Below are 12,852 nucleotides of genomic sequence, written 5' to 3'. Positions count from 1 at the left end.
GCGCGCGCCGCGCGGCGTCACCCGAGCAAGGGGTGGCCGAGCGGCATCGTGGGGCGGCGATTGGCCGGGGCGGCGACGTGGATGCAGCGCGCGGAGCGGCCGGGCACCGGCGAGCGCGGCGCCGGCACGGCCGCCGTGCAGGCCGGCTCCACCTCCGGGCAGCGCGGCGCGAAGGGGCAGCCGGTCGGGACGCGCTCCAGGGAGGGCGGCGCGCCGGGGATGGTGGTGAGGCGCTGGCCGCGCATCCCCGGATGCACCGTCGCGCCGAGCAGGCCGCGCGGGTAGGGGTGCAGCGGGCCGGCCATGAGCGGGCCGACCGGCCCCTCCTCCACCACCTTGCCGGCGTACATCACCGCCACCCGGTCGGCGATCTCGCCGGCGACGCCGAGGTCGTGGGTGACGAAGACGACGCCCATGCCGAGTTGCTCCTGCAACTTGCGGAGCAGCAGCAGCACCTGGATCTGGACGGTGGCGTCCAGCGCCGTGGTCGGCTCGTCGGCGAGCAGCAGCTTGGGGCGGCAGGCCAGCGCGACGGCGATCATGGCGCGCTGGCGAAGGCCCCCGGACAGCTCGTGCGGGTAGGCGGACAGGCGGCGCTTGGCGGAGGGGATCTGCACCAATTCCAGGAGTTCGAGCGCGCGGGCGTCGGCCTCGCGGCGGGAGGCCTTCTCGTGCCGGCGCACCGTCTCCCCGATCTGCTGGCCGATGGTGAACACCGGGTCCAGTGCCGTCATCGGCTCCTGGAAGATCATCGCCACGTCGCCGCCGCGGAAGTCCTGCAACTCGCGCTCGCCCATGGCCTGCACGTCGCGGCCGGCGACCTGGATCTCGCCTTCCACGCGGGCGGTGCGGGGCAAGAGGCGCATGAGGGCGCGCAGCGTCACGGACTTGCCGGAACCGCTCTCGCCCAGGATGCAGAGCACCTCGCCCGTCGCCAGGTCGAGGTCCACGCCGTTGACCGCATGGACGGTGGCGTCGCGCGACACGAAGCGGACGGAAAGGTCGCGCAGGCGCACCAGCGGCGGCGGCTTGGGCGCGAGGTCCAAGGAGGCGCTCATGCCGCGAGCCTCCCGGCTTGGCTGTGGCCGCTGCCCGGTTCCGCCATGTGGCAGCGCGCCTCGTGGCCGCCTCCGAGGTCGGACGCGACGGGGGCGCGCTCGGCGCAGACCGGCTCGGCGTGCGGGCAGCGGGTGCGGAAGCGGCAGCCGGAGGGCGGGTTGATGGGGTTGGGCGGGTCGCCGAACAGCGGCGGCTCCGTGCGCCGCCGCGCCGGGTCCATGGAGGGGCGGCTGGCCAGCAGCGCGCGGGTGTAGGGGTGGGCGGGGCGCTCGTAGATGGCGTCCACGGGGCCGATCTCCACGACCTCGCCGAGGTACATCACCAACACCCGGTCGCTGATGAACTGCACCACGTTGAGGTCGTGGGAGATGAAGACGTAGGTGAGGCCGTACTTGTCCTTCAGGTCCACCAACAGGTTGAGGACTTGCGCCTCCACGCTCTTGTCGAGCGCGGAGACCGGCTCGTCCAGCAGCACCAGGCGCGGGCGGAGCGCGAGCGCGCGGGCGATGTTGACGCGCTGGCGCTGGCCGCCGGACAGCTCGTGCGGGTAGCGGCGGGCGAACTGCGCGGGGGCCAAGCCGACCGCCTCCAGCAGTTCGCGCGCGCGGGCACGGGCTTCGGCGCCGGCGAGTCCGTGGACGCGCGGGGCGAAGGCGATGCTGTCCTCGATCGGCAGGCGCTGGTTGAGCGAGGCGTAGCTGTCCTGGAACACCATCTGCACCTGGCGGCGGTACTCCTTGAGGCCGAGGCCGCCGGTCTGGCCGCTCTGGCCCACGCCCTCGCCGTCGAAGACCATGGAGCCGGCGTCGAGGTCGAGCAGGCGCATCAGGAGGCGCGCGGTGGTGGACTTGCCGCAGCCGGATTCGCCCACGATGCCGAGGGTCTCGCCCTTGCGCACGGCGAAGGAGACGTCGTCCACCGCGCGCACGGTGGCGACGGTGCGGCCGAACACGCCGCCGCGGATCGGGAAGTGCTTGCGGAGGCCGGACAGCGCAAGGAGCGGCGTGCCGGGGCCGCCGCGGTCCTGGGGGGCTTTGGCAGGGTCGATCGTCGTGTTCATGGGGCGTCGTCGTTCAAGCGGTGGCCTCGGATGCTGCGGTGTCGCGCCGGCCGCTGCAACCGCCATGCCATCCGCTCCGGGGCGATCCGGCGCGGTCCCTGCTCCCGGCTTGGGCAGCGGGCCTTCCCGGTCGCCCGCGCGCGCGCCACCCTGCCGGGCGCAGGATGGGGGACAGGCCGATGCGAGCCATATTCGTGATGATCAAGTGCGAGATGGGGCAAGCCTACCGCGTGGCCCGCGAGATGGTGGACAGCGTCGAGGAGGTCTCGGAGGTGCATTCCATCTCCGGGCAGTACGACCTCATCGGGAAATTCTACCTCGCGCCGGACCAGGACATCGGCCTGTTCGTGGTGGAGAAGCTGCAAACGGTGCCCGGCGTGAAGGACACCTACACCTTGCAGACCTTCAACGCCTTCACCGGCGGCGCCCAGCGCTGATCACGGTCGCGGGCGCCGCGGAAATGCCGCGGATCGGCCAAAGCGGCGCCGCGGAGGGCGTCCAGGCTGCCTCCCGGGTGCAAGGAACCGCCCGGGCCGCGACCGGCGCGGGCCGCTTCCCGGGCACCGAGGAGAACCGAACGCCATGCGACGCCTGACCCCCGCCCTGGTCCTCTCCGCCGCCTTGCTGGCCGGCGGTTGCACGGACAGCTACGGCCGGGTGGATTACGGCCGCACCGCGCTGCTCGGCGTGGGCGTCGGCGCGGCCGCGGCGCTGACCGCCGGCGCGCTGTCCGACAAGCCACGCCCCTACTACGGCAACCGCCGCAACCATTACGGCGGGGGCGGGTACGGGTACGGGGCGCCGCGCGGGTATGGCGGATACGGCTACGGCCAACCGCGCGGGTACGGGTACAGCGGCTACGGCGGCCCGCGCGGGTACTACGGCGGCTGGTAGGCGCCCTCAGCGGAAGCCGAGGAAGCCTTCCATCCCGCTGATCGGCGGCGCCGTGCGGAGCGCCGCGACGTCCGGCACCGGGCGGCGCAGCGCGGGGTCGGGGGCGAAGGCCTCCTCCAGCGCCGCCGCCACGCCGAGCACGAAGGCGTCGCCGCCGCGCGGGCCGACGATCTGGAGGCCGAAGGGCATCCCCTTGGAGTCGGTGCCCACGGGCAGGCTGACCGCCGGGTGGCCGGTGAGCGTCACGTAGTAGGCCAGCGCCAGCCAGTGGAAGTAGGTGCGGGTCGGCACCCCGTCGATCTCGGTGGGGAAGAGTTCGCGCCAGGGCCGCGGGCTGATGGTGATCGTGGGCGTGATGAGCACGTCGTGCTTCTCGAAGAAGCGCTGGAAGCTTCGGTATATGCGGGTCTGCGCGGCTTCGGCGCGCGCGTGGTCGGCGAGGCTGTAGCGCTGCCCTTCCTCCACGTTGGCGCGGATGTTGGGGCCGACGTCCTGCGGGCGCGTCCGCACCTTCTCGCTGTGCTTGTCCAAGAAGTAGTCGGCGCGCAGGATCTCGAAGGCCATGTCGCCGTCCGTGCAGTCCGGGTGCGCTTCGGCGCTGGCGCGGAACAGCTTGGAGGCGGCGGCGGCCACCTTGCGGAAGGCTTCGCGCACCGTCCCCTCCACCGGCGCCATGCCGAAGTCCTCGCTGACGGCGAGGCTCAGGCTGGCGAGGTCGAGTTGCCGGACGGGGTGGAACAGCGCCTTCTCGCCGCGCACCGGCCGGGCGTGCAGGGTGTAGGCGAGCGGGTCGTCGGCGTCGTCGGACGCCATGGCGGAGAGCAGCAGCGCCGCGTCGGGCACGTTCCGCGCCATCGGCCCGAGTTGCGGCAGGCACAACCAGCCGAGGCCGTGCCGCTCGTCGGGCACCAGCCCCGGGCTCGGCCGGAAGCCGACGACGCCGCAGAAGGCGGCCGGGTTGCGGAGCGAGCCGCCGGTGTCGGAGCCGGAGCAGAGCGGCGCCATGCCGGTGGCGAGCGCGACCGCCGAGCCGCCGGAGGAGCCGGCGGCGGAGCGGGTCGGGTCGAAGGGGTTGCCGGTGGCGCCGTACACCTCGTTGCGGGTGTTGGCGCCGGCGCCGAACTCCGGCGTGTTGGTCTTGCCGATGACGATGCCGCCGGCGGCGCGGACGCGGGCCACCATGCCCATGTCGGCCTCGGGCACGAAGTCGCGGAAGATCGGGCTGCCGTAGGTGGTGCGGAGGCCGGCCGTCTCCTCCAGGTCCTTGATGCCGACCGGCAGGCCGTGCAGCGGGCCGAGGTGGTCGCCGCGCGCCACGGCGGCCTCCGCTTCGCGCGCAGTGGCGCGGGCGCGGTCGGCGTCGAGCGCCACCATGGCGTTCACCGCCGGGTTCACCGCCTCGATGCGGGCGAGGCAGCTCTCCAGCAGTTCCACCGGCGACAGGGCCTTGCGGCCGATCAGGCGGCGGGCCTCGACGGCGGACAGGTCGCAGGGCTCGGTCGTCATGCGGCGAGTTCCTTCTCGTACAGCGCGAGGGTCGCGGCGTCGAAGCAGGCGAAGGCGACGGCGAGGCCGGCGCCGTGCTCGCGGCAGGTGGAGACGGCGATGCGCGTCGCCTCGTCCTTCGGGTAGCCGTAGATGCCGGTGGAGATGGCGGGGAAAGCGATGGAGGCGCCGCCGGCTTCCCGCAGCAGCGCCAGGGAGGACCGGTAAGCGCCGGCCAGCAGCGCTGCCTCGCCCTGCCCGCCCCCGCGCCAAACCGGGCCGACGGCGTGGATGACGTGGCGCGCCCTCAAGCGGAAGCCGGGGGTGATCCGCGCCTCGCCGGTCGGGCAGCCGCCGATGCGCCGGCAGGCCGCGAGCAGTTCCGGGCCTGCGGCGCGGTGGATGGCGCCGTCCACGCCGCCCCCTCCGGCCAGCCGGTCGTTGGCCGCGGTGACGACCGCGTCCACGTCCAGCGTGGTGATGTCGGCCAGCAACGCGCGCATCGTGGCCGGCACGGCTAGAACCCCAGTGCGCAGCCGTCCTTGCGCGGGTCGCTGCCCGCGACCAGCACGCCGCGCTTGCGGTCGATGGCGATGGCTTGGCCGCCGCCGTGCGGCTTGGCGATCGGCTCGCAGCGGTGGCCGAGGCGTTCCAGCGCCTCCACCGAGGCTTGTGGGATGCCGCGCTCCACCTCCACGGCGGCGCTGGCCGGGTTGGGAAAGAGGCGCGGGCAGTCGATCGCCTCCTGCACGTCGAGGCCGAATTCGAAGTGGTTGGACAGGAACAGCGTCTGGCCCATCGGCTGGAAGTGCCCGCCCATGACGCCGTAGGGCATGACCGCCTCGCCGTCCTTCACCACCATGCCGGGGATGATGGTGTGCATGGGCCGCTTGTTCGGCGCGATGCAGTTCGGGTGGCCTTCCTGCAAGCGGAAGCCGTAGCCGCGGTTCTGGAACATCACGCCGGCCTCCTCGGCCAGGATGCCGCTGCCGAAGCTCTGGAACAGCGAGTTGATGAAGGAGCAGGCGTTGCCCTCGCCGTCCACCACGCAGAGGTAGACGGTGTCCTTGTGCCGGGCGTGGTCGGCGGTGCCGGCGGGCGGCAGGGCCGGCATGGCGCGCCGGTCGTCGATCAGGGCGCGCAGCTTAGAGAGGTAGGCAGGGTCCATCAGGCGCGCGACGGGCACGTCGGCCTGGGACGGGTCGGCCAGGAAGGCGTCGCGGTCGCGGTAGGCCAGGCGTGCCGCTTCCACGTGGCGGTGCAACCGCTCGGGGCTGAGCGGGCCGCCGGAAGGCAGGTCGAAGCCTTCGAGGATGCCGAGGATCTGGAGGACGTGCAGGCCGGAGCCGTTGGGCGGGCACTGCACCACCTCCATGCCGCGCCAGGGCGCGCGGATCGGCTCCACGAACTCGGCGACCTCCAGCCCGGCGGCGAAGTCGGCCTCCGTGTGCAGGCCGCCCTGTTCCCGGAGCGTCGAGACCATCGAAGCGGCGATCTCGCCCTCGTAGAACGCGCGCGGGCCGTGCTCGGCCACGGCGCGGAGGGTGCGGCCCAGCTCGGGCTGCACGAAGCGGTGCCCGACCGGCGGCGCCTCGCCGTCGAGGAGGAAGCGGCGGCGGGAGGCGTCGTTGCCGCGCAGCTTCTCGGCGGCGCCGGCCCAATCGAGGGCGACGCGGGCGTGGACCGGCCAGCCCTCCTCGGCGCAGCGGATGGCGGGGCGGAGCAGCTCGCCCAGTTCCTTCCGGCCGTGGGTCCGGTTCAGCAGCGCCCAGGCGGAGATGGCGCCGGGCACGGTGACGGAGTGCGCGGAGGCGGGCGCGAGCGCGTCCACCCCCTTGGCACGGAGGGTCTCGGGCGTGGCCGCGGCGGGGGCGCGGCCGGAGCCGTTCAGCGCCACCACCTTCCCGCCGCCCCCGGCCGGCGCGTACAGGCAGAAGCAGTCGCCGCCGATGCCGGTGCTCTGCGGCTCCACCACGCCCAGCACGGCGACCGCCGCTATGGCCGCGTCCATGGCGTTGCCGCCGGACCGGAGCACGTCGAGGGCGGTCAGGGTGGCGACCGGCATGGAGGTCGCGGCCATGCCGCCCGTCGCGTACACGGCGCTGCGGCCGGGGGCGTGGAAATCGCGCTTCATTTTGGCCTGTTCCCTCCGGGGGCGTCCCTCGCCGCGTCTCGCACGCGGCCGGCCCCCCGGCAACCCGGAGGGCCGCCCAGGCGCTTCCCCCGGCCCCGGCGCCCGGCTATGCCCGAGGCATGGCGGACACGATCTCCTTCGAGGACTTCCAACGGGTCGACATCCGGGTCGGCACGGTGGTGGACGCGCAGCCCTTCCCCGAGGCGCGGAAGCCCGCGATCAAGCTCTGGGTGGAGTTCGGCGGCGGGCTGGGGGTGCGGAAGTCCTCGGCCCAGATCACCAAGCACTATTCGCCGGACCGGCTGATCGGGCGGCAGGTGTTGGCGGTGGTGAACTTCCCGCCGCGGCAGATCGGCTCGTTCCTGAGCGAGGTGCTGGTGCTCGGCGTGCCGGACGAGGACGGCGAGGTCGTGCTGCTGCGGCCCGACCTGAAGGTGCCGGACAACGGGCGGATGTACTGAGCGTGGCTTCGGGCGCCCCCCGTTACTACACGGTGAGCTGGGAGCAGCTCCACCGCGACTCGAAGGCCCTCGCATGGCGGCTGGTGGAGCGCGGGCCGTTCCGCGGCGTGGTCGCGATCACCCGCGGCGGGTTGATCCCGGCCGCGGTGGTGGCGCGCGAGTTGGAATGCCGCGTGATCGAGACGGTGTCCGTCGTCACCTACGACGAGGAGAGGCGGGGCGAACCGAGCGTGGTGAAGCCGCCGGCGGCGGCCGGCGACGGCGACGGCTGGCTGCTGATCGACGACCTGGTGGACACCGGGACGACGGCGAAGCTGGTGCGCGGCATCCTGCCGCGGGCGCACTTCGCCACCGTCTACGCCAAGCCGGCGGGCCGGCCGCTGGTGGACACCTTCGTGACGGAGGTGAGCCAGGACACCTGGATACTCTTCCCCTGGGACACGGAAGCGCAGTTCGTGGCACCGATCGCCCGCAGCGCCGGCGGCGCCGCGGGCGGGTAGCGGCAAGGGCGGCGGCGGGCGCGGCGAGGCCCCGGCCGCCGCCGCCCTTGCCGCGTCAGGCGATGGCGGCCATGTCGCTCGGCTGCGTCGCCGGGGACAGGCCCATGGCGGCGACCATGGCGTCGAACAGCTCCGTGTTGTCGAGGTAGAGCTGCTGGTCGCCCTCCTTGCCGTAGAAGCCGAGGCCGTAGTCGCGCTGGTCGGCCAGTTCGGAGATGTTCTCCGCGCCCGCGCCGTGGGCATGGAGCCGCACCAGCTCGTTGGTGTGGTTGTCCGTGTGCCAACGGGCGAGCGGGAGCTGGCCGGCGCCCTGGTTCTCGATCGGTTGGAACGGCACCTCGCCCGAGCGCGGCCCGAGCATGAGCCCGTTGCCGTGGTCGGTGGTGACGATCACCAGCGTCTCGTCCCAGCTGCTCTCAGCCTCGACCCACTCCACCGCGGCCTCCACGGCGCGGTTGAAGTCGACCTGCTCCTCGATGATGCGCGGCAGGTTGTTCTGGTGCGCCATCCAGTCCACGGCCCCGCCCTCGACCATGAGGAAGAAGCCGTCCTCGTCCCGCTCCACCACGTTGAGCGCGCCGCGCGTCATGGTGGCGAGGTCGGGCACCGTTTCGATGAAGCCGCCGCCGTCCTCGCCGTCGCGGTAGGCTTGCAGCGTCGAGCCGGTCCGGAAGGTGCCGAGCACCTTGTCGTCCGCCGCCAGCTCCAGCTCGCCCGACGCCAGCGCCTCGAACTGCTCGCGGGAGTCGATGAAGCGGTAGTCCGTCCCGCCGGTGGCGAGGTCCAGGAAGGTCTCGGAGCCGCCCACGTACTGGAAGGCGCGCTCGCTTGCGGGCGTGCGGTACTCGCCGTTGTCGTCGAAGAAGGGGTGGCCGCCCCCCATGATGACGGAGGCCTCGCCCTCCTCCACCATCTGCTTCGCGATCTCGGCGTAGTTGTTGCGGCTCGCGTTCTGCGCGCCGAAGGCCGCGGGCGTGGCGTGCGACCAATAGACGCTGCTGACGATGCCGAGCGCCTTGCCGGCGTCCACGGCCATGTCGCCGATGTGCTCCACCGGCCGGTCGTCAGCGGGCAGGTGCTCATGTAGCGCTGGACGTCGAAACCGTCGTAGGCCTCCAACCCGAGCTCGCCGAAGCGGTCGTAGGTCGCCGCGTCCGAGGTGTTGAAGCTGGCGCCGTCGGTGATCAGCAAGATCACGTTCTTGGCCGGCGCCGCGCCCGTTCCGGCGGGCGAGCCTTCCGCTTCGGGCCGGCCGCCGGCGGCCGGCCCGTCCGAAATGTCTTCGCTCATCCTCGTCCTTTTTGTTCAGGCTGCGGGGGCCCAAACATCCCACCGGAAGAAGCCGAGTATCAATCCAAGCCCGATGGCAGTTGGATGAAGCGTTTTTCTCGAAACGTGCGAAGGGAATACTTCAGCGTTACATCGGCCCCGTCCTTTGGCTTCCCCCGCGTCACGCGGCTCCGCGGGCCGGCCGTTCCGCCGGCGTTGGCGAACCCGCCCGGAGCCACGCCGTTGCGACCGCTGCGGTCACCGCGCGCCGGTCGCGCGGCGGCCAACCAACAAGGAGAAGAGCCAATATGATTCGTCGCAGCATGATCGCCGGCCTCGCCGGCGCGGGCCTCGCCCCCGCCCTCGTCCGCCCCGCCGCGGCGCAGCAATCCACGTCGTCCGCCGACGTGATGCGCGACGCGCTGGGCGACATGGCCTTCGCCCTGGCCACCAGCCAGTTGGCGACGCAAAGGGCGGAGAACGCTCTGGTGCGGACCTTCGCCCAGATGGAGACGGAGGAGCAGATGGCCTTCACCGAGGCCCGGCGCATGGCCGGCCTGACGCTGCCCTCGCCTTCCATGATGGACGCCGGCGAGCAGCAGCTCATGCAGCAGCTCCAGTCCGCGCGCGGCGCCGAGTTCGACCGCATGTACGTCCAGGGCCAGATCAGGGGCCACAACGAGCTGCTCCAGACCCATCAGGCCATCGCGCAATCGGGGTCGAGGACCGAGGAGCGGATGCTCGCCACGGTCGCGGTGCCGGCCATCAAGTCGCACCTGTCGATGCTGCAAGGCATTCAGCAGCAGATGGCGCGCGGCTGACGCGGCGGAGCGGCCGGGCGGTCCGTCCGCGGCCCGCCCGGCCTTCCCCTCAAGCGGCTTCCGCCGCCTCCTCCCGGTTCGCCAGCACCTTGTCGACGCGGCGGCCGTCCATGTCGACGATCTCGAAGCGCCAGCCGGCCCAGACGATGCGGTCGCCTTCGCGCGGCACGCGCTGGAGCAGCGCGAGCATCAGTCCCGCGACGGTGTGGTAGGTGCCCTGGTAGGGCAGCGGCGGCAGGTCGAGTTGCGCGCGCAGTTCGTCGCTCGGCATCATGCCGTCGAGCAGCAGGCTCCCGTCGGCGCGTCGCACGGCCTCGCCCGGCTTCTCGTCCCGCGGCTCCACCGGCCCGATCTCGCCCACGATGGCCTCCAGCAGGTCGGACGCGGTGACGACGCCCTCGAAGCTGCCGTACTCGTCCAGCACCAAAGCCATGCCGATGGGGTCGTGGCGCATCCGCTCCAGCGCGGCCAGCGCCGACAGGCCGTCCGGCAGCACCAAGGGCTGGCGCAACGCGGCCGAAAGGCGCAAGCGGCCGCCGGACAGCGCCTGGTCCAGCAGGTCCTTCGCCGCGACCACGCCGACCACGTTGTCCACCCGGCGGTCCGCGACCACGAACCGCGTGACGCCGTGCTCCTTCAGGGTCGCCGCGACCTGTTCCTGCGGCGCGGCGCGGTCGATCCAGACCACGTCGTTGCGGGGCGTCATCAGCGCGCGCACCGGCTTGTCGGCCAGCCGCAGCACGCGCTCGATCATGTGCCGCTCCTCGCTTTCCAGCGCACCGGCTTCGACGCCCTCCGCGACCACGGCCTTGACCTCCTCTTCCGTCACGGATTGTTCGTTGGGCTTGCTGGCCCCCAACAGCCGCAGCACCAAGGAAGAGGATTGCGACATCACCCAGATCGCCGGCGACGTGACGCGCGCCAGCCACGCGAGCGGCCTCGACACTATGACGGCGATGCGCTCCGGGTCGCGCAGCGCCACCTGCTTCGGCACCAGTTCGCCGAGGATGAGGTTGGCGTAGGTGATGGCGACCACGACCAGCACGAAGGCGGCCTCGTTCGCCAAGGCGGCGAAGCCCGGAATCCGCGCCAGCAGCTCCGCCACCGGCCCGGCCAAGCGGGCGCCGCCGAACACGCCGGCCAGGATGCCCACCAGGGTGATGCCCACCTGCACCGTCGGCAGGAAGCGTTGGGGGTCCTCGGCCAGGGCCATCGCCGCAGCCGCGCCCGGGCTGCCGGCCCGCTGCATCGCGAGCAGCCGGCCGCGGCGGGCCGACACTACCGCCAGCTCGCTCATGGCGAAGGCGCCGTTCAAGGCGACCAGCAGCAGGAGGATGGCGAGTTCGAAACCGATTGCCATGGAGGGTTCCCCGATGGCGGCTCTCTATCGCCGGAGGCCGCTGCGAGATAGGCGGGCCGCCGCAACGGGGGCGGTCCGCGCGGATGACGTCTTCGCGCCCGGGCGTTGCGCCCCCTCCCGGAGGGCCGAGGTGGTGCGCCGATGACCAAAGACCCGACCTCCCCCTCGGCCGACGCCCCTTCCCGCCTGCTCGGCTACGCCGGCCTGCTGCCCTTCGCGGCGGCGGCGGCGCTCGCCCTCCTTGGGCCGCCGTCCTGGCGCGGCCCGGCCCTGAACGCCCTCGCGGCTTATGGCGCGGTCATCCTGAGCTTCCTCGGCGCGGTCCATTGGGGCTTCGCCTTGCGCGCCCCGGCGGGGGAAGCGCCGGCCGCGTGGCCGCGGCTCGGCCTGGGCGTGGCGCCGGCGCTGGTGGCGTGGTTGGCGTTGCTGCTGCCGCCGCGGCCGGGCTTGGCGCTGCTGGCGGCCGGGATGGTTGCCGTCGCGGCGGTCGAAACGGCGGCGGCCGGGCGGGGCTTGGTGCCGAAGGCCTACCTGGGACTGCGGTGGCAGTTGAGCCTCGGGGCGGGCGCGTGCTTGGCGCTCGGGGCCTTCGCGACGGCCGGCGGCTGAGCCGCCGCTGGAAGGCTCCCGGGCGCGGGTTCGTGCCGCTTTCGAGACACAGGGCGGAAAACCGGCACCGCCGTGCTCTCAGATTCGCGAAAGAACCTTTGCGTAATCGGATAACCTCATTATTCTACCAGACCGCGAGATCGGGTGCGCCGGCACGTCGCTGCTCCCGTCCGACTGGAGATTGTGCCCATGAATTCGGCGAAGGTGAAGGCCGCCCTGGACGAAGCGATGGCCATCGAAGGCGCGCTCGGTGCGTGCCTGGTGGACTACCAGAGCGGCATGACCCTCGGCACCGCCGGCGGACAGGGCCTCGACCTCGAGATGGCGGCGGCCGGCACCACCGAAGTGGTCCGGTCCAAGCTGCGGGTCATGGGCGCGCTCGGCATCCAGGAGCGGATCGAGGACATGCTCTTCACCCTCAACAGCCAGTTCCACCTGGTCCGGATGGTGAAGGACGCCGACTCCCTCTTCCTGTACCTCGCGCTGAGCAGGGGGCCGGCGAACCTGGGCATGGCCAAGTTCCAGCTTTCCAGCGCCGAACAGAAGCTGGGCTGAGCGGGCCACCGATGGTGAAGAACCAAACCGAAGCCGCGGCGGCGCGGGCCGCCGCCGCCCCGCACCGCGCCGACGCGGCTTGAGCGCCGGTGTCCAACGCAACGTCCGGAACAGGTCCGATGGATAGGCTGCTTTGCTGCCTTCTCGGCTTCCCCGAGAAGGACGCCCAGGTCCTGAGGAGCCTCACCAGGCTGTTCCGGCCCAGCCTCAGCGCCGATTGGGCGTTCGAGGTGGGCGTCACCGAGGAGTGCGACCTCCTCGTTTGCGACCTCGACGACGCAGGGGGCCGCCACGCGTGGAACAGCCCGGCTCCGCCCGGGCTGTTGCGCGCCGCCGCCAGCGCCAACGACGTGGACGCGGGCGCCCTGCTCCTGCGCAAGCCGCTGCGAGGCCACGGCCCGTCCGGCATCGTGCAGGTGCTGAACGCCGCCGCTTCGATCAGGAGGCCGGACCTGGCGCAGGCGGCCCCGCCCCCGGCGGCGAAGGCCGGCCCGGCGGCCCCGAGCGCGGCTGAGCCGCAGCCGGTGCCGTCGGCCTTCTTCAAGCCGGAGCCCGCACCCCGGCACGCCGCCACCGCGCCGGCCGCGGAAGCGCCGCGGCGGCGGGCGCCGCGAGGCCGGCGGCGGCGAAGGCCAAGAGGTTGCG

At 72.8% G+C, this 12,852-nt stretch carries 14 protein-coding genes and 1 pseudogene; 8 read left to right on the top strand and 7 right to left on the bottom strand.

The genetic code is table 11. From position 1 onward, the window contains the following. Nucleotides 1-17: 17 nt before the first annotated feature. Together ABD067_RS10545 and ABD067_RS10540 are read right to left on the bottom strand one after the other, a co-directional pair. On the bottom strand, nt 18-1,058 hold the full coding sequence (locus ABD067_RS10545; RefSeq protein WP_343895244.1) for an ABC transporter ATP-binding protein: 1,041 nt from the start codon (nt 1,056-1,058) through the stop codon (nt 18-20). After that, entirely contained in the window at nt 1,055-2,119 is a 1,065-nt protein-coding gene (locus tag ABD067_RS10540; protein WP_343895243.1) for an ABC transporter ATP-binding protein, read from the bottom strand. The genes ABD067_RS10545 and ABD067_RS10540 overlap by 4 nt, the downstream gene beginning before the upstream one ends. Before the next feature lie 179 nt (nt 2,120-2,298). On the opposite strand from ABD067_RS10540, the gene ABD067_RS10535 reads away from it, so the two are divergent. Both ABD067_RS10535 and ABD067_RS10530 read left to right on the top strand, forming a co-directional pair. Further along, nucleotides 2,299-2,556 carry an Lrp/AsnC ligand binding domain-containing protein gene (locus tag ABD067_RS10535; RefSeq protein ID WP_343895242.1) on the top strand — a complete coding sequence of 86 codons (258 nt, stop codon included), beginning with the start codon at nt 2,299-2,301 and terminating at the stop codon, nt 2,554-2,556. Between the two features lie 145 nt (nt 2,557-2,701). Then, nucleotides 2,702-3,013: a hypothetical protein gene (locus ABD067_RS10530; protein ID WP_343895241.1), complete on the top strand. Its 312-nt coding sequence runs from the start codon at nt 2,702-2,704 to the stop codon at nt 3,011-3,013. 6 nt (nt 3,014-3,019) lie between these two features. On the opposite strand, the gene ABD067_RS10525 is transcribed toward ABD067_RS10530, so the two are convergent. The 3 genes from ABD067_RS10525 to ggt are packed head-to-tail and all read right to left on the bottom strand — an operon-like array spanning nt 3,020 to nt 6,632. Further along, nucleotides 3,020-4,519 (bottom strand): amidase, encoded by a 1,500-nt coding sequence (locus ABD067_RS10525; RefSeq protein ID WP_343895240.1) that lies wholly within the window; start codon nt 4,517-4,519, stop codon nt 3,020-3,022. Beyond that, on the bottom strand, nt 4,516-5,013 hold the full coding sequence (locus ABD067_RS10520) for an O-acetyl-ADP-ribose deacetylase (RefSeq protein WP_408871537.1): 498 nt from the start codon (nt 5,011-5,013) through the stop codon (nt 4,516-4,518). Before ABD067_RS10520 ends, ABD067_RS10525 begins: the two co-directional genes overlap by 4 nt. Before the next feature lie 2 nt (nt 5,014-5,015). Then, the gene (ggt, locus tag ABD067_RS10515; protein WP_343895239.1) at nt 5,016-6,632 is read right to left on the bottom strand and encodes a gamma-glutamyltransferase; all 1,617 of its coding nucleotides are present in this window, start codon (nt 6,630-6,632) and stop codon (nt 5,016-5,018) included. 119 nt (nt 6,633-6,751) lie between these two features. Here ggt and ABD067_RS10510 point away from each other — a divergent pair, with 119 nt between their 5' ends. Both ABD067_RS10510 and gpt read left to right on the top strand, forming a co-directional pair. Beyond that, nucleotides 6,752-7,093: a tRNA-binding protein gene (locus ABD067_RS10510; protein WP_343895238.1), complete on the top strand. Its 342-nt coding sequence runs from the start codon at nt 6,752-6,754 to the stop codon at nt 7,091-7,093. Nucleotides 7,094-7,095: 2 nt separating this feature from the next. Continuing rightward, nucleotides 7,096-7,593: a xanthine phosphoribosyltransferase gene (gene gpt / locus ABD067_RS10505; RefSeq protein WP_343895237.1), complete on the top strand. Its 498-nt coding sequence runs from the start codon at nt 7,096-7,098 to the stop codon at nt 7,591-7,593. A gap of 55 nt (nt 7,594-7,648) precedes the next feature. Here gpt and ABD067_RS10500 read toward each other — a convergent pair whose 3' ends face one another. Beyond that, on the bottom strand, nt 7,649-8,926 hold the full coding sequence (locus ABD067_RS10500; protein WP_343895236.1) for an alkaline phosphatase: 1,278 nt from the start codon (nt 8,924-8,926) through the stop codon (nt 7,649-7,651). A 244-nt stretch (nt 8,927-9,170) separates the two neighbouring features. Between ABD067_RS10500 and ABD067_RS10495 the strand changes: the two genes are divergently transcribed. Next, nucleotides 9,171-9,683, top strand: a complete 513-nt coding sequence (locus tag ABD067_RS10495) for a DUF4142 domain-containing protein (protein WP_343895235.1) — start codon at nt 9,171-9,173, stop codon at nt 9,681-9,683. A 49-nt stretch (nt 9,684-9,732) separates the two neighbouring features. Here the strand turns inward: ABD067_RS10495 and ABD067_RS10490 are convergent, their stop codons facing one another. After that, entirely contained in the window at nt 9,733-11,043 is a 1,311-nt protein-coding gene (locus ABD067_RS10490) for a hemolysin family protein (protein ID WP_343895234.1), read from the bottom strand. 141 nt (nt 11,044-11,184) lie between these two features. Here ABD067_RS10490 and ABD067_RS10485 point away from each other — a divergent pair, with 141 nt between their 5' ends. From ABD067_RS10485 to ABD067_RS10475, 3 genes and pseudogenes are all read left to right on the top strand, one after another. Then, nucleotides 11,185-11,652: a DUF3429 domain-containing protein gene (locus ABD067_RS10485; RefSeq protein ID WP_343895233.1), complete on the top strand. Its 468-nt coding sequence runs from the start codon at nt 11,185-11,187 to the stop codon at nt 11,650-11,652. A 189-nt stretch (nt 11,653-11,841) separates the two neighbouring features. Continuing rightward, nucleotides 11,842-12,207: a hypothetical protein gene (locus ABD067_RS10480; RefSeq protein WP_343895232.1), complete on the top strand. Its 366-nt coding sequence runs from the start codon at nt 11,842-11,844 to the stop codon at nt 12,205-12,207. Nucleotides 12,208-12,326: 119 nt separating this feature from the next. Continuing rightward, nucleotides 12,327-12,852, top strand: a pseudogene (locus tag ABD067_RS10475) (hypothetical protein); the annotation flags it as partial.

The organism is Craurococcus roseus (genome assembly GCF_039523795.1).
GTDB classification, from domain to species: Bacteria; Pseudomonadota; Alphaproteobacteria; order Acetobacterales; family Acetobacteraceae; genus Craurococcus; species Craurococcus roseus.
Note: the sequence above shows the minus strand (reverse complement) of the source record. Positions and strands in the feature narration are given on the sequence as shown.